Origin of the sequence: Paraburkholderia bannensis (assembly GCF_014200455.1) — a bacterium.
In the GTDB taxonomy this organism is placed as follows: domain Bacteria; phylum Pseudomonadota; class Gammaproteobacteria; order Burkholderiales; family Burkholderiaceae; genus Paraburkholderia; species Paraburkholderia bannensis_A.
Map to the genome: position 1 here is coordinate 200031 of NZ_JACHBW010000007.1, position 18081 is coordinate 218111.

The 18081-nt window shown below is 65.7% G+C and carries 19 protein-coding genes; 8 read left to right on the forward strand and 11 right to left on the reverse strand.

The features are described 5' to 3' along the window. Window positions 1-19: 19 nt before the first annotated feature. The 3 genes from F4827_RS13855 to F4827_RS13865 all read right to left on the reverse strand — a co-directional run bounded on the left by F4827_RS13855 (window position 20) and on the right by F4827_RS13865 (window position 3427). Window positions 20-1012, reverse strand: a complete 993-nt coding sequence (locus F4827_RS13855; protein ID WP_183724511.1) for a LysR family transcriptional regulator — start codon at window positions 1010-1012, stop codon at window positions 20-22. Window positions 1013-1179: 167 nt separating this feature from the next. Further along, complete coding sequence (locus tag F4827_RS13860; RefSeq protein WP_183724512.1) at window positions 1180-1833, reverse strand: 2-hydroxychromene-2-carboxylate isomerase; 654 nt, start codon at window positions 1831-1833, stop codon at window positions 1180-1182. A gap of 100 nt (window positions 1834-1933) precedes the next feature. Continuing rightward, on the reverse strand, window positions 1934-3427 hold the full coding sequence (locus F4827_RS13865; RefSeq protein ID WP_183724513.1) for a TAXI family TRAP transporter solute-binding subunit: 1494 nt from the start codon (window positions 3425-3427) through the stop codon (window positions 1934-1936). A 543-nt stretch (window positions 3428-3970) separates the two neighbouring features. Here F4827_RS13865 and F4827_RS13870 point away from each other — a divergent pair. Together F4827_RS13870 and F4827_RS13875 are read left to right on the forward strand one after the other, a co-directional pair. Further along, window positions 3971-4321 (forward strand): BON domain-containing protein, encoded by a 351-nt coding sequence (locus F4827_RS13870; protein ID WP_183724514.1) that lies wholly within the window; start codon window positions 3971-3973, stop codon window positions 4319-4321. A gap of 245 nt (window positions 4322-4566) precedes the next feature. Next, entirely contained in the window at window positions 4567-4827 is a 261-nt protein-coding gene (locus F4827_RS13875) for a hypothetical protein (protein WP_167060773.1), read from the forward strand. Window positions 4828-4985: 158 nt separating this feature from the next. Here the strand turns inward: F4827_RS13875 and F4827_RS13880 are convergent, their stop codons facing one another. Continuing rightward, on the reverse strand, window positions 4986-5774 hold the full coding sequence (locus F4827_RS13880) for a sulfite exporter TauE/SafE family protein (protein WP_183724515.1): 789 nt from the start codon (window positions 5772-5774) through the stop codon (window positions 4986-4988). A 324-nt stretch (window positions 5775-6098) separates the two neighbouring features. Between F4827_RS13880 and rarD the strand changes: the two genes are divergently transcribed. Continuing rightward, the gene (rarD, locus tag F4827_RS13885; protein WP_183724516.1) at window positions 6099-7001 is read left to right on the forward strand and encodes an EamA family transporter RarD; all 903 of its coding nucleotides are present in this window, start codon (window positions 6099-6101) and stop codon (window positions 6999-7001) included. A gap of 112 nt (window positions 7002-7113) precedes the next feature. Further along, window positions 7114-7494, forward strand: a complete 381-nt coding sequence (locus F4827_RS13890; protein WP_183724517.1) for a DUF5594 family protein — start codon at window positions 7114-7116, stop codon at window positions 7492-7494. 7 nt (window positions 7495-7501) lie between these two features. Here the strand turns inward: F4827_RS13890 and F4827_RS13895 are convergent, their stop codons facing one another. From F4827_RS13895 to F4827_RS13905, 3 genes are all read right to left on the reverse strand, one after another. After that, on the reverse strand, window positions 7502-8350 hold the full coding sequence (locus F4827_RS13895) for a sulfite exporter TauE/SafE family protein (protein WP_183724518.1): 849 nt from the start codon (window positions 8348-8350) through the stop codon (window positions 7502-7504). Between the two features lie 31 nt (window positions 8351-8381). Then, complete coding sequence (locus F4827_RS13900; protein ID WP_183724519.1) at window positions 8382-9986, reverse strand: bifunctional protein tyrosine phosphatase family protein/NAD(P)/FAD-dependent oxidoreductase; 1605 nt, start codon at window positions 9984-9986, stop codon at window positions 8382-8384. Window positions 9987-10055: 69 nt separating this feature from the next. Next, a complete protein-coding gene (locus tag F4827_RS13905) occupies window positions 10056-10418 on the reverse strand; it encodes a metalloregulator ArsR/SmtB family transcription factor (protein ID WP_183724520.1) in 363 nt (120 codons plus the stop codon). A 127-nt stretch (window positions 10419-10545) separates the two neighbouring features. Between F4827_RS13905 and F4827_RS13910 the strand changes: the two genes are divergently transcribed. The 3 genes from F4827_RS13910 to F4827_RS13920 all read left to right on the forward strand — a co-directional run bounded on the left by F4827_RS13910 (window position 10546) and on the right by F4827_RS13920 (window position 12835). After that, window positions 10546-11451, forward strand: a complete 906-nt coding sequence (locus F4827_RS13910; RefSeq protein ID WP_183724521.1) for an MBL fold metallo-hydrolase — start codon at window positions 10546-10548, stop codon at window positions 11449-11451. 202 nt (window positions 11452-11653) lie between these two features. After that, entirely contained in the window at window positions 11654-12622 is a 969-nt protein-coding gene (locus F4827_RS13915) for a zinc-binding alcohol dehydrogenase family protein (RefSeq protein ID WP_183724522.1), read from the forward strand. Window positions 12623-12658: 36 nt separating this feature from the next. Then, complete coding sequence (locus F4827_RS13920) at window positions 12659-12835, forward strand: DUF1427 family protein (protein ID WP_183724523.1); 177 nt, start codon at window positions 12659-12661, stop codon at window positions 12833-12835. A 22-nt stretch (window positions 12836-12857) separates the two neighbouring features. Here the strand turns inward: F4827_RS13920 and F4827_RS13925 are convergent, their stop codons facing one another. The 3 genes from F4827_RS13925 to F4827_RS13935 form a co-directional block, all read right to left on the reverse strand. Beyond that, window positions 12858-13310, reverse strand: a complete 453-nt coding sequence (locus F4827_RS13925) for a host attachment protein (RefSeq protein WP_183724524.1) — start codon at window positions 13308-13310, stop codon at window positions 12858-12860. Window positions 13311-13592: 282 nt separating this feature from the next. Further along, a complete protein-coding gene (locus tag F4827_RS13930) occupies window positions 13593-13727 on the reverse strand; it encodes an entericidin A/B family lipoprotein (RefSeq protein WP_183724611.1) in 135 nt (44 codons plus the stop codon). Window positions 13728-13910: 183 nt separating this feature from the next. Beyond that, entirely contained in the window at window positions 13911-15014 is a 1104-nt protein-coding gene (locus F4827_RS13935) for a glycosyltransferase (protein ID WP_183724525.1), read from the reverse strand. Window positions 15015-15449: 435 nt separating this feature from the next. Between F4827_RS13935 and F4827_RS13940 the strand changes: the two genes are divergently transcribed. Then, a complete protein-coding gene (locus F4827_RS13940; RefSeq protein ID WP_260175208.1) occupies window positions 15450-16400 on the forward strand; it encodes a glycosyltransferase family 2 protein in 951 nt (316 codons plus the stop codon). 21 nt (window positions 16401-16421) lie between these two features. Here the strand turns inward: F4827_RS13940 and F4827_RS13945 are convergent, their stop codons facing one another. Next, window positions 16422-17627 (reverse strand): calcium-binding protein, encoded by a 1206-nt coding sequence (locus F4827_RS13945; protein WP_183724527.1) that lies wholly within the window; start codon window positions 17625-17627, stop codon window positions 16422-16424. Between the last annotated feature and the right edge of the window lie 454 nt (window positions 17628-18081).

Below are 18081 nucleotides of genomic sequence, written 5' to 3' on the forward strand. Positions count from 1 at the left end.
TCGGGGCGCTTGAAAGCCTTCAGGCTTCTTCCTGCGGCGCAGCCGCAACAGACTTTGCCCGCGGCGTGCCGCCTGCACGTTTGCCCCCGCGCACCGTCAACGAAGCCGACACGCCTTCGATCAGATCGCGCAGCCAGTAGACATCGCTTGGCCGATCTGGTTGCGGATGCCACATCTGATAGCAGCGGATGCGCGGAAACGCGAACGGCGGCTCGGCCACCGCGATCGGCAGCAACCCGGCATAGTGCGTCGCGAAACGGCGCGTGGTGGTGAAGATCAGATCCGATTGCAGCAAGACTTGCGGCACGAGGCCGAAGTAGGGCAGCGTCGCGACGATGTGCCGATGCGCGCGGGCCTTCGCGAAGCCGATGTCGATCGGGCTGGCGTTTGCGCCGGTGTACGGCGTGGGCGCGAGGTGTCCCGCCGCCAGATAGGCCTCGCGCGTGAGCGGCGCACGCGCGAGCGGATGATCGGCGCGCATCATGCAGACGATGCGGTCCGTGAACAGGTCGCTGCGCGCAAAACGCGCATCGGGCTTGGGCCAGTTGCCGATCACGATGTCGAGTTCGCCCGCTTCGAGCGCGCCGTAGTGGTCGAGCGTGGGCGACAGCGACAGGATCTCCAGCCGGGCTGCCGGGGCCGCCTCGCGAAACCCGGCGATCAGCGTCGGCATGAAGAAGTCGTTGAGGTAGTCGGGCGCGGCGACGCGGAAGGTGCGCTTCGAGCGCTCCGGGTCGAAATCGCCGTGCGGCGTGGCGACAAAATCGACGTCGCGCAGCACGCGCTGCGCGTGCGCGAGCAGCGACTCGCCGTATTCGGTCGGCACCATGCCGGCCTTGCCGCGCACGAGAATAGGGTCGCCCAGGATTTCGCGCAGGCGCCGCAGCGCCGTGCTGATGGCCGGCTGGGTCTGGTTCAGCCGCAGTGCGGCCTGCGTGACGCTGCGCTCGACCAGCAGCGTACGCAGCACGCGCACGAGCCAGATGTCGAGGGAAAGGGCAGTGTCGTCCATGTGATGCGAAAGCGTGGGGGCAGCGTTAAGTTCTGCGAGAGGTTCAGCTGGGGAGGCCGCGTGGGGAGACGCCGCCGTGCCGCGCGCGCACGGCTTCAGCCACAACCTTATGCTGCCGCGCGTCCGGCCGCCATAGGGCGCGCCCTATGGCCGGCATCAGCCCAGATTCAGGCCGTTTCCGGGCTCGCCAGCCCCGAAGGCAGCGTGCTGATGCGCTTGACCTCGCGCGAGTCGAGCCAGTTGGGCGAGCGTGCACAGTACAGCACCATCGGCAGCGCGTCTTCGCCCCAGAACAGTTGCTTGTTCATCCAGAAGGTCGGCACGCCGAACACGCCCATCGCGATCGCGTCATTGGTGTAGCGGCGCAGTTGCGCGCGCACCGCTTCCTCTTCGATCAGCGTTTCGCCGTGCGCGATGCCCACGCGCTCGCACAACTGCTCGAAACCTTCCTCGCTCGACGGGTCGCGGCCTTCGCGCCAGATGAAACGGAAGATCTCGCGCACGCACGCGAATTCGCCGCCAGCGGCGATCGCCAGCAGCATCGGCTTGACCGAGTCGAACGGATGCGCGGGCGGCATCTTCAGCGGAATGCCGAGCTGTTCGGCGCGAAACAGCGCGTGTCGATAGGTGAAGATGCGCTTGGCGGGAATCGCGCCGCCGTACGGCGTGCCCCAATGGCGATAGAGGTCGCTGAGCAACACCGGCGTCGGCACGAAGTCGAAGCCCGGCCACTTGTCGTACTGCTCCAGCAGCAGATACGAGAACGGCGACACGAAGTCGTAGAACCAGGCCGGCTGGTTGGCGTCGATGCCGCGGATCATGCTGTTCCTCCGAGATGGGCTTCATGCGGACCGCAACGGCGGCCCGTCGTTCGAGTATTGATCGTATCCAGTGCTTTTGTGCTGCTTTCCTGCCGCTTTTTTACCTGGGACTTTCCGCATCTGGCGCGCCGGTGTGCGGCTTCAGTGCCTGCGGTTCCTGAGGTTCTTGAAGTTCCTGAGGTTCCTGCGTTGCGGCCTCGGCATTGCTGCGCGCCACGTCGTTCCCATCGACTTCGTCGCGCGTCGCTTCGAGCTTCTCGCGCACCGCCAGCAGCCGCTCACGCACAAAACCGATATGTTCGCGCAGTACGTAAAACTGACCCGCATAGGCGAGCGGCATTTTCATGCCGTTGACCGATTCTTCGATCTTGTCGAGCTCACGCATCAGCGAGCGCCGTTCCGAGGGTGAAACGTCGGCTTGCGCGGCGCGCTCCAGCGCGATCAGCGAGCCGTACCAGCGGTAGATGCGCGATTTTACCCGCCATGCGTAGAGGCCAGGCACGAGCCGCAGCCCCGGAATCAGCACCACGATGATCGGCACGAGCACCACCAGCAGCCGGTCGGCAAGACTCGCGAGCCAGAACGGCAGCAGGCGGTACAGGAAGCTCTTGCCCGACTTGTAGTAGCGTGCGGCGTCGTCGCTGATCGGGAAATCCTGCGCGCGCGGCGCGGGAAATTCGCCCGCGCGCTGCAGCAGCGTCGAGCGGCCATGCACCTCCCTGGCCGCTTCGACGAGCAGGTCGGAGAGCGCCGGATGCAGCGAGTCGCGCGCGACCAGTTCGGCCGTCGGCGCGATGAAGTGCAGCGGCGCGGCGGGCAGGTTGCGGCCAAAGTCGAACGCGCCCATCGGGATCGTGATCGCGGTCAGATAGGGGAAGCGGCGTGCGTAGGCGTCGGCCTGGACGAAGTCGAAAAAGCGCACGCCCGGCATGCGCATCAGGCGGCCCATGACCGGCGGCTGCGCGGAATCGCCAGCGAGAAACGCCACGTCGATCTTGCCCGCCACCAGTGCGTGCGCCGCGTCGTCGCCGGACAGCGGCAGCAGTTGCGTCTTGCCGCCCGGCTCGATGCCGTTGGCCTTGAGCAGCGTGAGCGCGAGTTCGCGCGTGCCGCTGCCTTCCGCGCCGATGGCGAGGCGCTCGCCCTCGAACTGCGACAGGCGCGTGACGGGCGGCCCGTGATAGAACACCGCGAGCGGCACATACGCCACGCTGCCGAGCGACACCAGCCCCTCGGGCACCTTGTTCGCCAGACCGTCCTGCACGAACGCCACATCGACATGCGCGGCCGGATCGGACAGGCGCGCGAGATTCTGCGCCGAGCCTTCCGATTCCACAACGTCGAGCGTGATGTTGTTGCGAGCGAGTATCGTCTTGTACTTCTGCGCAGCGTTCCAGAACGTGCTGCCCTTCGGGCCCGCGCTCATCGTCAGCGTGCTGGGCGGCGCGGGCTGGATCAGCCGCACGGCGAGCCAGATGGCCGCCACGCTCACCAGCAGGATGGGGCCGAACGAGACAGCCAGGTCGCGCCACGAAATCGCCACGAAGCGCGCGACGAGACGCGGGGGAGGTTTGCGGCCGGAGGGGGACTTCATCGGGGAGTGGTGGGCCTCGGGAGATTCGGGTCGTGCGGCGGCGGATTGCCGTGCGCCCGCTGCCTGCCGATGTTACATGAGAATGGCGGCTGCAGCGCCAGGCGCCCGGGCGTGGCGCGCACGCCGCGCATGGCCGCTAAATCCTTTGCGCTCGCGCCCCGCCCAGGCTAAATTGTGGGTCGCCGCCGTGCTCACGCGCCGCGGCAACCAGAGTCGAACGAATCGACCGTTACCGTTCCAGAAGCACCACAGCATCTTCATGGCAATCGGCGCAGGCAGTGCAGTCATGCCGCCTCGTCCCGCCGGATCCTTGCCTCTCGCACCAGCGTGTCCCGACCATGGCGGCGTCGCGTGTCTTGACGCGCGTATGCGCGCGCATACGCGTGCGTGTCTGCCCGTGGGTGTCGTACCGAAGCCGTCAGACCGGGCCGGACGTAACACTTTGTCCTGCCACGGCTAGAGGCGGTCCATTTTCGCCACGTGGTTTGAGCCATGAGCGAAGCAACGTGTGAAGCAACAACGCGATAGTAACAAGGAGAAAATATGAAATCGGTCGCTATTCTGAAGACTCTGGCCGCTGTGGCCTGCGTGACGGTCGCATGCAGCGTGTATGCACAGGACAACTCGGCGAGCGGCGCGGCCGCAACGATGTCGGCGGCTCCGGCCCCGTCGGCCAAGAAGGTTGACCGCAAGCTCGGCTACAGCGTGCGCAAGGCGCTTTCGAAGGCACAGGGCCTCGACGTGTCGAACATCACCGTGCGCTCGAAAGCGGGCGCCGTCAGCCTGACGGGCTCGGTCCCGACGCAGGGTCAGATCGACCAGGCAGGCCAGATCGCAGAAGGCGTGGCAGGCGTGAAGTCGGTTTCGAACAAGCTGACGGTGGAGCAGCAGTAATTCGTTGCGCAGCCGGGTTTGAAGCCGGCTCTAACCCGGCTTCAAACCTGGCCTCAACTCGCGGATCACCGCATGAATGGGCCCCGGCAAGCGCCGGGGCCCGTTTTTTTCGGACTATCTGCACGCGGAATGGCGGATGCACGCGATTAAATGTGGACTGACACACAGCTTTCGCGTGTTTGGGGGTATACCTTGGAATCATGCAGACCCCAAGAGTCTCTTGTGGCACCTTGCCGGACACCGTCATGACTATTCATACCTACACCGACTTGCCGCTCGTCGATCGCGCGGCGTTCGAGCTGGCTTGCGCGCGGCACGGCTTTGCTCCGATCCACTTCGACGTGAGCGGCGAGGCCGATCCCGACGATCCCGAGCATGGCGAGTTGCTGATCGTGCGGCGTGGCGCGTGGGCGCAGGCCTATCGCATCGACGCGCGCGGGCAGTGGCTGCGCCAGTTCGAAACCGATCTGAACGGACGTTTTTTCAGCCGCGCGCCTTACGCCTGAGCCGGGCGACCGGTCGGGTGGAGGCATAACGGGCAAAGACGGCAAGAGACGCGCGGCGCAACGGCCGCGCGGGCGGCGGGGAATGCCTGAGGAATATCTGAGCTAATACCCGCGGGTGTCGCCTGAGCGCGAACCGACCCGCTCAGGCGCGGATCACATCAGGCCAGCACCAGCCGCACGCCCACCAGCGTAAGCGTGGCGGCGAGCAGCATGCGCAGCAGTTTTTCAGGCGCGCGCGAAGACAACATGCTGCCGACGACGATGCCCGGCAGCGATCCGCACAGCAGCGACAGCAGCATCGACCAGTCGATCGAGCCCAGCAGCCAGTGCCCCGCGCCCGCGAGCAGCGTGAGCGGCACCGCATGGGCCACATCCGAGCCGACGATACGCACCGTCGGCAGCGCCGGATAGAGCAGCAGCAGCACCGTCACGCCGATCGCGCCCGCGCCCACCGAGGTCAGCGACACCAGCGCGCCCAGAATCGCCCCCGTCAGTATCGTGAAAAGCAGCGTGCGCGCCTCGCTCGGCCCATGCCGATGGCGCGCCGAGAAGGCCGCCAGTTGCGGCCGGAACAGCAGCGCGATGGCGGTGATCAGCAATGCCGCGCCCAGCACGGCCTGGATCAGATGCCCGGCCTTGGGCGTGTCCATGCCGTAGCGGTGCAGCAGGATCAGCGTGATCGTGGCCGCGGGCACGCTGCCGGCCGCCAGGCGCAACGTCACGCGCCAGTCCACCGAACCCTTGAGCCCGTGCACCAGCGTGCCCGCCGATTTGGTCGCGGCGGCGTAGAGCAGGTCGGTGCCCACGGCCGTGGCGGGGTGGACGTTGAAGAGCAGCATGAGGATCGGCGTCATCAGCGAGCCGCCACCCACGCCAGTCAGGCCGACCAGGAACCCGACCGCGAGGCCGGACAGCGAATACAGCGGTTCGATATGAGGTAGGGACATCGCGGCGGCGCGGACACGCGCGCAGTGCGCGCCTCTCGCGTGAAAAGAATGCGGGTCTAGCTACATGCCTCGCGGATGACGCGGTGTCGCTGCGCGGGCCTGTATCGAGGCGATCAGGCGGTGCGTCAAGCTGGACAGCGGCAAAGTCTGGCGGCGAAAATCCGCTATTGTCGCAAAAGCGGCGATGCGGCGCAGGGCATCGATGCAATCTTCCTGAAATTTCATGCCGCGCCGATTGCACGCTTACGCTCGCCCCTGCCGATTCCGACGTCGCATCAGGCGTCGAGTCCGCCTCAATCTGCGCGTCATTCAACTAGAACACCTATGAATTCCGGCATCGCCTACGCCCTGTCCGCCTTTGTGATGTGGGGGCTCTTTCCGATCTACTTCAAGACGCTGCATCAGATTCCGGCGCTCGAAATGCTGGCGCACCGCATGGCGTGGTCGCTCGTGTTCATCCTTGGCGTGCTGATCGTGCGGCATCACTGGGGCTGGCTGCGCCCCGCCTTGCGCGATCGCCGGTTGCTCGCGCGCTTCGCGGCCAGCGCCGTGCTGCTATCGGCCAACTGGGGCATCTATATCTGGGCCGTGAACGCCGGGCATATCGTCGAGGCGAGTCTCGGCTACTTCATCAATCCGCTCATCAACGTGGTGTTCGGCTACGCGTTCCTGCGTGAGCGGCTGCGACCCCTGCAATGGTGCGCGGTGGCGATCGCGGCGCTGGGCGTGGCCTGGCTCACCTGGCAGAACGGCACGCCGCCGTGGATCAGCCTCGCGCTGGCGGCCACGTTCGGCGGTTATGGGCTGCTGCGCAAGACCGCGAAGCTGGGCGCGCTCGAAGGGCTGACGCTCGAAACCTTGCTGCTGTTTCCCGTGGCGATCGTTTATCTGACGATCATTGGCCTCGCGGGGGCGAGTCACTTCGGGCATGCGTCGCTGGGCGTGCAACTGCTGCTGGCCGCGGCCGGGCCGATCACCGCCGTGCCGCTTCTGCTGTTCGCGGCGGCGGCGCGACGCATTCCGCTATCGATGCTCGGGCTGATCCAGTACGTCACCCCCACGCTGCAACTGCTGACCGGCGTGCTGATCTATGGCGAGCCGTTTGGACCGGTGAGCGCAATCGGCTATGGCGCGATCTGGGTCGCGCTTGCGCTGTATTCGCTCGAAGGGCTGCGCGGCACGCTGGCGGCGGCGCGGGCCGCGCGCACGGCGCGCATGGTCAACTGAAGCGACAAAGGCATTGCGGGCTGGCCGACGCGCCGGGCCTATGCGACGATGTGGCGCTAACCCGTCAAGGCAGTCAGGGCCGGCAGAGCATAAGGAACGGAGCAACCCGCGCATGAGCAATGAAGCCGTTTACCGTTTCGAGGAGGCGTTCGCGCCGCGAATCGCGGCAAAGCTCGCGAAGCATTTTGGGCCGACGGTGCAGGTCGATGTGGTGCCTAACGAAGGACATGGCCGTCCCACCCGCGTGCGCCTGCGCGGCGAGCCCGCGCAGGCGCGGCACCCGTACGCGTTTGCGCTGAACGTCTCGCTGACCTGGGACGTCGATGAGATCGAGCGCCTCATGGAGCCGGGCGGCGAGGCGCGCTTTGCCCACTACCTGGAAGCGACGATACGCAAGATGGCGTCGTGGGAAACGGCGCGTCCGGTAGACTTCGCCACGCGCACGCAGGGCGAGCCGGAGATTCTGATCGGCGGGCTGGATTTCGAGGGCTGAGCCAGCCTCACACGACGCCGGTGGACATCAGCGCATGAACGGCCTTCACCGCCATGCCCACGGCCACGCACCCCGCGAAGACCGCAAACGACTGCTGCAGCCGCGCGCCGCTCACATGGCGCGCGAAGCCGCGGCCCACCAGCATGCCGGCAAGCGCGCCTGCCGCGAACGGCAGCGCATTGAGCCAGAGCATATGGCCGCTGGCGGCCGCCGCCGCCACACCCGAAACCGATACGAGCGCGATCACCGCCAGCGAAGTGGCGACGATGCCCTGCATCGGAATATCCGAGGCGCGTTTGAGCGCCGGCACGATCACGAAACCGCCGCCCACGCCGAGCAAACCCGAGAGAAACCCCGCCGTCGCCCCGGACAACGCGAGCGCCCGCGCGCAGGGTGCGGTCCAGTCGAGCTTGCCGCGTTCGAGGTTGAGGCGGCAGGGCAGATCGGATGGGCAGGGATCGGCGCCGCCTTGCAGATCGTGCGCTGTGCCGGCGGCGGGCTGGCGAAACATGCGCCACGCCACGCGGGCGAGCACCAGCGCGAACAGCAGCATCAGCGGCGCGTCCGGCACGCGGTGCGCAACCCACAGCCCGGCGGGCGAGATCACCGCGCCGGCCGAGGCCATCAGCGCGGCGGCCTTGTAGCGCACCTTGCCCTCGCGCAGCGCCAGCAGCGCGCCGATGCCCGCCGCGAGCGCCACCGCGAACAGGCCGATGGGCGCGGCCTGCGCCACGCTCAGGCCCAGACCGAACACCAGCAGCGGCACCGCGACGATCGCGCCGCCCGCGCCCGTCAGCGCAAGAATGAGCCCGACGACCGAGCCGAGCACGGCGCTCACGAGCAGGGCGGTATCCATACGCGGGTCTCCCGATGATCGAGCGGCGGCATCAGGCGTCGCTGGCGCTTGCGCCCGTGAACCACTCGCGGCCCTTGAGCATGCCGCTCCAGTAGAAGCGCGGCAGCACGCTCGCCTTGAGGAACCACATCAGGCGGCGCGGGCGCGTCGGGTCGAGCGGGAAGGTCGGCAGCAGCTTGCCGCCGTAGCCGAATTCGGCCAGCACCACCTTGCCCTTTTCGACCGTGAGCGGGCATGAGCCATAGCCGTCGTAGCGATAACGCATTTCCACATGCGCACGCGCGGCCAGCAGGTTTTCCGCGACGATCACGGCCTGCTTGCGCGCCGCCGCGCCGGTCTTGGCATTGGGCGCGGAGCACACGTCGCCGAGCGAGAAGACGTTGGGCCAGCGCGGATGCTGCAGCGTGGCGTGATCGACTTCACACCAGCCCGCCGCATCGGCGAGATCGCTTTCGCGGATGAAGTCGGGCGCGACCTGCGGCGGCACCACGTGGATCATGTCGAAGCGCTTGTCGATGCGCGTGACGTTGCCGTCGGCGTCCTTCACTTCGAAGGTGGCCTTGCGCGCCGGGCCGTCGATGGCCACCAGGTTCGAGCTGAATTCGAGTTGCGCGTTATAGCGCTTCACGTACTCCATGAGCGGCGGCACGAAAGTGGGCACGCCGAACAGCACCGCGCCCGCCAGATCGAATTCCACCTTCACCTTGGGCAGCACGCCGCGCTTCATCCAGTGATCGCAGGCCAGGTACATGGCCTTTTGCGGCGCGCCCGCGCATTTGATCGGCATGGCCGGTTGCGTGAAGAGCGCGGTGCCGCTTTGCATCTTCTGCACCAGTTCCCAGGTGTAGGGCGCGAGGTCGTAGCGATAGTTCGAGGTCACGCCGTTCTTGCCCAGCGTTTCCTGCAGCCCGGCGATGCGTTCCCACGCGAGCCGCAAACCCGGCGCGACGATCAGCTGCTTGTACGCGACGGTTTCGCCGTTGGTCAGGCGCACCAGATTCTGCGCGGGCTCGACGCGCGCGGCGTCCGCGCGAATCCACGTCGCGCCTTGCGGCATGACGCTGGCCATCGGACGGCGCGTCTTCTTGACGTCGAATGCGCCGCCGCCTACCAGCGTCCAGGCGGGCTGGTAGTCGTGGGTGTCGCTGGGTTCGACGATGGCGATACGCAGGTCGCGCCGGCGGCGCAGCAGGCTCGACGTCACGCTGATGCCCGCCAGACCGCCGCCGATCACCACGACGTCCCAGGGTTGCGCTTCATCGGCCGTGCCAGGGCTCGACGCGGCGACGGGCGCGGCCACGGCGCTTGCCTGCGCGAACTGCCAAAGATTAGTCGCACGGTTGCCGGTGCGGCAGTAGGCGAGCACGGGCGAGGGCAGATCGGCGAGCCGTTGCGCGAAGCGGGCGACATCGTCCGCGCCGATCTTGCCGGGCGTGACGGGCAGATAGGCGAAGGTCAGACCGAGTTGCTCCGCGGCGGCGCGAATGTCGTCCGATGCGGGCTGCGACGGGCCGCCTTCGCCATCGGGCCGGTTGCAGATGATCGAACGAAAGCCCGCGTCCGCGATGGCGGCGAGATCGGCGGGCGTGATCTGGTCGGCGCTCGCGAAGCGCGCGTCGTGTTGCACGATTTGCATGGGCTCGAAAACTCCTGGTATGGCTGAATGATCTGGCGGTGGTGTGCGAATTTTTGCGGCTTTTTGCACTTACGCAGGGCGCGACGGCTGCACTGCCGGGGCCGCCTGCACCTTGAGGCGGCCGCAGTAGAGGCTGGAGAGCGTCTGCATCACCTGGATGACTTCGGTGCTGGCGAGGCGGTAGTAGATGTACTTGCCTTCGCGACGCGTCTCGACGAGGCCTTCCTCGCGCAGCACGCCCAGGTGCTGCGACAGACTCGGCTGATGCACGCCGACGAGCGCTTCGAGCTCGCCGACATTGCGCTCGCCCTCGGTGAGCTGGCACAGCAGCAGCAGGCGGTCTTCGTGCGCGAGCGCCTTGAGCAGCGCGCAGCACTTTTCGGCGGATTCGCGCAGGGCGGCGAGTGCGTCGGGCGTGATAGGTGAGTTCATGGGCAGGTCACCGAAACGAGGCGGGAAACGATGTGCGACATCATGGAGCGGCTGACAGTTTGTTGACAAACATTATATCGATTCATAATATGTGCTTCAACAGAATATAAGCCGTATGGAGTCATCGATGTCCGAACACGTCAACAGTGCGTCAGCCTCTTCAGCGCAAACCGCGGCCGCGCGGGTCGAGCCGTTCTTCGACCCGGTCACGTCCACCGTGACCTATGTGGTGCACTCGGGGCGCGGATCGGCCTGCGCCATCGTCGATTCCGTGCTGGACTACGACCCGAAGTCGGGCCGCACGTCCACGGAATCGGCGCAGCGCGTGATCGCCTTCGTGCGCGAATACGGTCTCACGGTGCAATGGCTGCTGGAAACCCACGCTCACGCCGATCACCTTTCGGCCGCGCCCTTGCTCAAGCGCGAACTGGGCGGCGCGATCGCGATGGGCGAGCACATCCGCACGGTGCAGGGCGTGTTCGGCAAGGTCTTCAATCTGGATGGCGCGCTGGCGGGCGACGGCAGCGAGTTCGACCATCTCTTCACCGATGGCGAGACCTTCCAGATCGGCCCGCTCGCGGCGCGCGCGATGCACGTGCCCGGCCATACGCCCGCGGATCTCGCCTACCAGATCGGCGATGCGGTGTTCGTGGGCGACACGCTGTTCATGCCTGATGTCGGCTCCGCGCGCTGCGATTTCCCCGGCGGCGACGCACACATGCTCTATCGCTCGGTGCGCAAACTGCTCGATCTGCCCGGCGAAACGCGGCTTTTCATGTGCCACGACTATCCGCCGCAATCGCGCGGCCCGAGCTTCCAGAGCACGGTCAGCGCGCAGCGCGAGGGCAACATCCATCTGAACGACAGCGTGAGCGAGGACGCCTTCGTGCAGATGCGCCGCGCGCGCGACCGCACGCTCGCCATGCCGAACCTGATCCTGCCCTCGATCCAGGTGAATATCCGCGCGGGCCGCCTGCCCGAGCCGGAAGACAATGGCGTGCGCTACCTGAAGATTCCGCTCGACGCGCTCTGATCGCGCGTTTCGATTTGCCCAAAACGGCCTGCCTTCGCGCAGGCCGTTTTCGTTGCACCTGGCTTTGTCCGAAATTCGAAAGCATCTGTCCACTCGACTGCGTCCTGGCAATCTAGACTGGCTTCACGTCGTCACCGACATTGCAACCGACAACTCAAGCGACAACTGAACCGACATCGCAACCGATCTCACGGAGCCCATCATGAAAGCCATCCAGTTCAAGACCTTCGGCAAGCCTGACGTCCTCGAACTCGTCGATCTGCCGACGCCCACGCCCGCCGCGGGCCACGCGCTCGTGCAGGTGAAAAGCGCCTCGGTGAACCCGAGCGACGTCAAGAACGTCTCGGGCCATTTCGATCACACGACTCTGCCGCGCGTGCCGGGCCGCGACTTCAGCGGCGTGGTGGTGTCAGGCCCGCACGAGTGGATCGGCGCCGAAGTCTGGGGCACCGGCGGCGACATTGGCTTCACGCGCGACGGCACCCACGCCGAATTCATCGAGATTCCGGTGGCCGCGCTGGCTCGCAAGCCCAAGGCGCTCTCGCACGCGCAGGCCGCGTCGATTGGCGTGAATTTCGTGGTGGGGTGGCTCGGCACGGTCGATTACGCGCAATTGAGCGCGGGCGAAACGATCGCCGTGATTGGGGTGTCGGGCGGCGTGGGCGGGGCGGTTACGCAGATCGCCAAGGCGCGCGGCGCGCGCGTGATCGGCGTGGGGCGTGAGGCGCCGGATGCGGAATCGCCAGCCGCGAAGTTGATCGACGCCTTCGTGCCGATGGACGCCGGGACTGCCGCCAAAGTGCGCGAACTCACCGGCGGCGCCGGCGCGGACGTGGTCTACGACGCCGTGGGCGGTGTGGCGTTCGAACTGGCGCTCTCGCTCGTCAAGCGGCGCGGGCGCGTGGTGGAGATCAGCGCCACGGGCAAGCGCCGCGTGGAGTTCGACCTGATCGACTTCTATCACAACGAAACGCAGCTGCTAGGCGCGGACAGCGCGAAGCTGGGCGTGGCCGAAGCCGCGCCGATCATGCGCGCGCTCGCCGATGCCTTTGACGAGGGCAAGTTCGCCCCACCCGTTGTGGCCGAACGCTTCGCGCTCGAACATGCGCAGGATGCCTACGCAGCGGTGGCGGCAGGCACGCGCGGACGCGTCGTTATCGACATCGCCTGAGCGCGGCTCGCATTCACACCGACTCGGGAGTTCGCCATGAAGGCTTACCTGGTTTCGTTCGCCGTGGGCACGCTCGCGGGCCTGCTTTACAGCGTGCTCGACGTCAAATCACCCGCGCCGCCCACCATCGCGCTGGTCGGCCTGCTGGGCATGCTCGCGGGCGAGCACGCCATCGGCTTCGTGCGCAACTGCATCACGCATCTGGCGGGCTGACGTCGCGCTCCGACGCGCTGCCTCAGGTCTGCGCGCGCACCAGCCGCTCGGGAAAGTGCGTGCGCAGCGTGCGGGCGTCGAGCAGCGCGAGATCCTTGTCGAGTTCCAGCGTGACGAGGTTTTTTGTCTGCGGGTCGAGCGCCTTGCGCAGCGCGCCAAGAAACGCCGGAGGCGCGGCCAGCACGAGGGTGCCGTAGCGGCCATCGTTGCGCGCCTTCGCCAGGGTGGTGGCGACCTGCGCGGCGAACAGCGTCGACTCGTGTTCGTGATGGGCGGTATCGGGATCGCTGGACTGGCGGCCCGCCGTGGAGCGCTCGGTGCGGCCCGAGCGGTCGCTCACGAGGCTCTGCTGAGGCACGCGGCTTTCCGGATGAAGGAGCGTCTCGATTTCCTCGATGGGGCCCAGCGGGTTTTCCGTGGCGAAAATGCGCGCGGTGACGCGATTGGCGACAACGACCCAGATCGACTTCGACATGCTTGCCTCCGTGCCAATGCTTCGGCTGAACGTCGCGAACGCCAGATGAGCGCAACGAAGCACGCTGCCGAAGCGATGAGTGGACTCGCGCTGCGCGGCGCGAGTAACAAGGGTAGCGCTTTCGCGCGGGATGACGGCGTCTGAATGCGCGAGGCGTATTCCCGGCACAGCGGCTAAAAAGAGGGCGCAAGCGGCGGCAAAGCAGAAGGGCCGCTCGCGCATCGGTGGGAAATCGAGCGGGAGCGGCCCTGGTGGCGTCAGGCGAAGCGAGCAGCCTGGTGCTTACTTTGCCTTCTCTGCCGAATTGGTGATGGCGTTGCCGCCCTTCGAAATATCTTCGCCAGCGCCGGCAATGGTGTTGCACGCGGCGAGCGTGACGGCGAAGAGGGCAAGGGCGAATGCAAGATAACGCTTCATGTGGCTCATGTCGGCTCTCCTTTTAATGGAATCCCCAGCAAGGAACACAACAAACGACACGGCGCTGCACATTCGCAGCCGCACGTGCGTCCCCGTGCCCGGCACCGCGCGCAGTGCCGGGCATCGGACACCGATTGTACGCGCTTGTCAGTGTGAACCGGGGTCACATGCGCCAATGCGGTCTCAGGTCCGCCGATGCTTGCGCACCACCAGCCACTTGGGCGAGCGAAAGCGCACGATGCTCACGTAGAGCCACACGTAAGTCAGCGCGAACACCACCACGAAGCAGAACAGATGCAGCGTGTGGCGCCAGAACAGCGTGGCCGGAATCACGGCGACGAGGCACAGCAGCCAGAGATACGGCGAAGTCAGCGAGTTGCGGCGCGTGAGCTCGCGTGCGGTGCGCGCACCCACGGCCCAGCGCATCAGCCGCTTGTAGACCAGCATGTGCAGATGCACACCGTCGGGAATGCCGGGCGACATGCCGCGCACGAACTTCTTGCGGTAGATCGAAAAACAGGTCTCGAAGATCGGGTACATGAACAGCAGCACCGGATACCACGCCGAGACATCGCGATTGCGCATCACCAGCAGGATCGACAGTTCGGCCAGCATGAAGCCGATGAAGTACGCGCCGCCGTCGCCAAGGAAGATCAGGCCTGCCGGGAAATTCCACATGAAAAAGCCCAGCACCGCGCCCATCATGATGAACGACGCCGACAGCACCACCGGATCGTGCACCTGGAAGGCTACGTAGGCGAGCGAGGCGAACATCATGAACGCGACCATCGAAGCGAGGCCGTTGAAGCCGTCGATGATATTGATCGCGTTGGCGAGCGCGGCGACCGCGAGCACTGTGATGACGCAGGAAATCGCCGCGTAGGACAGCAGGAAATCGAGCGGCGGCACGCTGATGCGCGTGACCGCGATGCCAAGCAGAAAGTACGCGAGCGCGGCGGCGGCCATGGTGCAGATCAGGCGCACGAGCGGCGAGACTTTCTTGGTCAGATCCTCGGTGAGACCCGACGCAAACGCGGGCAACCCGCACGCAACGATGCCGAGAATGCCGCCCGAAACCGCCGGATACGCGCCATGCAACTGCGCGGCCGCGACGATCAGGCCGGCCAGGATGCCGGTACCGCCGATACGCGGCACCGGGCGTGCGTGGAATTTCTGCACGCCAGCGAGATCCGAATCGACGGAAAACCTTTCATGCAGATGCGCATAACGCACGATCAGCAGCGTGACCAGCAGTGAGACGATGAAGCCGAGTGCGAAACTAAGCATGAAAGGTAAACGCAGGGCGCAAAAGGGGAATGCGGGATTATACAAAGGCGGCGGGGCGCGCTTGAGGTGGGCTTGAGGTGCGCTGGACGTCCTTCCCGTCGCACACGTTCGCCGCGCCGGAAATGTTTAGACAGGCCGGCGTCCCGAACCCGGTTTCGACGCGCCTGGCCCGCATGATAGTATGGCCGCCCGCACCGTCGCGCGCGTCACTGGAGACCGCTCGCGCGGCCGCGCCCACGCCCACTTACACGTTCCATGCGCCGCAGCGTTGATGGCGCGCGCATTTCAGAGCCGATGAATCAGGATAACGAACACGCCGGTCAGCGCGTTGACGTGCGCATAGACCCGCGCATAGACCCGCGCATTGAGCCGCGCATTGAGCCGGCCGCGCACAAAGCGCCGGCCGCGCACGATGCCGCGCGGCCCCTTGTCTCGATGTTGCTGATCTCGTACAACCAGGCGAACGTGATCGGCGACGCCATCGCGGGTGCGCTTGCACAGACGTATTCGCCGCTCGAAATCCTGATCTCCGACGATTGTTCGCCCGACGGCACATGGGCCGCCATCGAAGCCGCCACCCGCGACTATCGCGGCCCGCATCGACTCGTTCTCAACCGCAACGAACGCAACGCCGGCATCACCGCGCATCTTTCACAGCTCGCGGCGATGAGCCACGGTGAACTGCTGGTGGTGACGGCGGGCGACGATATCTCCGTGCCCGAACGCTGCGAACGCCTCGTCGAATGCTGGAACGCGCTCGATCGGCGCGTGGACCTGATTGCCTCCGATCTGATGGAGCTCGGCAGCGCCTCGCCGGACGCGGGCCGCATGGCGCCGACCGATCTCGGCCAGTACCGCAGTTTCGCCGACTGGGCGCGCGAGCGTCCGTGGGTGGTGGGCGCTTCGCATGCGTGGTCGCGGCGCCTGTTCGAGCGCTTCGGGCCGATGCTGCCCGGCGCGATGGCCGAAGACCAGATCATGACGTTTCGCGCGGTCATGACCGGTGGCGCGCATAGTCTGCGCGAGCCGCTTGTGCACTACCGGCGCGGCGGTTTGTCGGGCAAGAAGCGCTATCGCAGCGTCGAGCAGTACATCGCGCGCGTGAAGCTCACGACGGCGTTTGGGCTGGCCGAATCGGAACAGTTCCAGCGCGACGCGCAGATCGCGGGCGTGGGCGAGGAAATGCGCGCGTTGCTCGTGCCCAAGCTCGCGCGTGAGCATTACGCGCGCGATGTGTTTGCGAGCAAGGGGCTGGGCGCAAAACTTGGCCTATTGTTTGGCACACAAGGCGTCAAACTGGGTTTCCGGTTGCGCATGTTTCTCTATGCGGCTTGTCCGTGGGTGTATCGGCCGTTTTTTGCGGCGCGGGCTTGGCTTAAGCGTTAGTCAACGATCTGGCAGCCGTCATCAGGTGCCCGATTTATCTGCCGGTGTGATCTCGAGCAGTATCACGTGGTCGGGGATATCGACTGCGAGTTGCCGCGTGTCCAGGTGGCTCGCCAGCGCAGACGCCGAGACGAGTGGATCGTATATGTCGACGCGACGCGCCTGCGTGCCGAAATCGATCTCGACGCGCGCGGGGGCGGCGGTGAGCGGCTTGCCCGTCGCGCGGTCCCAGATCAGCGTTTCGTTCCATAACGCCAGCACGAAGCGGCCGTCCTTCTTTTGCAGCAGCAGACTATTCGCTGATACCGGCATGTCCCGCAGCGAGTAAGTCAGCGTATTGCTCGCAGCGGCACTGGCGCGATGCGGCACGCTCGCGTTCAGCATCGTCGTGAGATTGCGGATCGCCTGCGCCGCCGGCTTGGGGCTGTTGTCGTTGCGAAACAGACCATAGTGCATTTCGGCGCTCTTGTTTTGCGGATCGGGTTTCTGATCGAGCAATTCGTAGATGTAGAGCCGCTTCACGCCCGCGGCCGCCGCATCCAGATAGCCGTTGAGAATGCCTTTGGCTTGCGTCGGTTCATCGACGCCGAGCATGTACCAACCCGACTGCGGCATCGAGAAATAGCCGAATTCGGTGATGACGAGCGGCAACTGGAATTTCTCGCCGACATAGAGCGCCGCCGCCATCCACTTGTCGCCGTTTGCGTTCCAGCTGGGTTGTTCGCCGTTCTGCGGATAGAAGTGTGCGTTGGCGTAGTCGGCGGAGTCCGTGCGCGTCTCGACCGACTTCGGGTTGTAGCCCGTCACGTCATAAACCGGCACGCCTGCAAGTTCAGGCGTCGCGCGCACACGCGCGTAGAGCTCCCGCTGCGCGGCGAGCCCGGCAGCCGCGCCCGTGAGGCCTTTATAGGCGACCGGAAAATTATCGATTTCATTAAAGCCTTCGATTGCCGCAATGCTGCCAGGCACTGCCGTATTCAATTTCACGGCATTCGCGATCGACTCCTCGAAATTCGCGCCAGTGAGGAAGTTGAACTTGATGCCGCGTTGAGCGAGATAGACGTAGCTCGAAAACGGAACCGCCGCGACGGGCGTGAAATCGCGGACATGATGGATTCCAAGCCAGTTCATGTCGTCGGCGACGTTATGCACATTGGCGTAAGCACCGTCGGTGTAATTGACGTGCGTATCGACGGCGAGCGTTTGAATGAAGGTGTCGACAGCCATCGCGCGCACGGCCTGAGCGTGAACGGCCGATATACAGGCGAAAGCAAGGCAGCCCGCAATGAGGATTTCGGCGCAGCGCCTGCTCGAACGCCTGAATCGCTTCGTCGGCCTGGTGCAACGCGTACCGTCCGAGATGACATGATGGGCGAACTGGGGGGGAAGGCTGGCCGGGGGATGCATTGCGCGTTCCTTGCTTGCTGGGCTTGCCAGCTCGGCGAATCGGGCTTGTTTCGCAGCGGTTGCGCCAGTCGCCAATGAATATCGAGCGGGCTGCGACGTTTCTGCCGCTACACGAGCGGCAATCGTGAAGCATTGTGATCCCAAGCCCGGCGTTTAGTTTGTGCGAAGCCGAACAGATCGACATTGCGCAGAGGATTCACGCTCGGGTTCGTGTGTCTGTGATGAAGATGGTGCGATTCTCAACAAGCTTTATTGATAATACGGATTGCTTATC